The organism is Bacillus cereus group sp. N12, from assembly GCF_016483575.1.
Classification (GTDB): domain Bacteria; phylum Bacillota; class Bacilli; order Bacillales; family Bacillaceae_G; genus Bacillus_A; species Bacillus_A toyonensis.
The window spans coordinates 1-254 of record NZ_JAEHBO010000245.1 but is presented as its reverse complement, the minus strand read 5'-3'; the positions used below and the strand labels follow the sequence as shown (position 1 = coordinate 254).

Genomic DNA, 254 nt, shown 5'->3' with positions numbered 1-254 from the left:
GTCCTTGGACAAATTGGGATTTATATCATTTAGCTTATAAAACAGAGAAATCATTACTCGTTCCTACTTTTGATGGATTGCAAGCACCGAAACATTCATCACATTTCACGCCGCTTCCGCATCAATTGGAGGTCGCTCAAAATGTCATCGAACAAATGAATGGTAAAGCGATTCTAGCAGATGAAGTTGGACTTGGAAAAACGATTGAAGCTGGACTTATTTTAAAAGAATACATGGTTCGAGGACTTGTAAAA

General features: G+C 37.8%; 1 pseudogene. It reads left to right on the top strand.

Features of this window, described 5'->3' with window-relative positions:
- A pseudogene (locus JDS92_RS30325) lies at positions 1-254 on the top strand (ATP-dependent helicase); the annotation flags it as partial.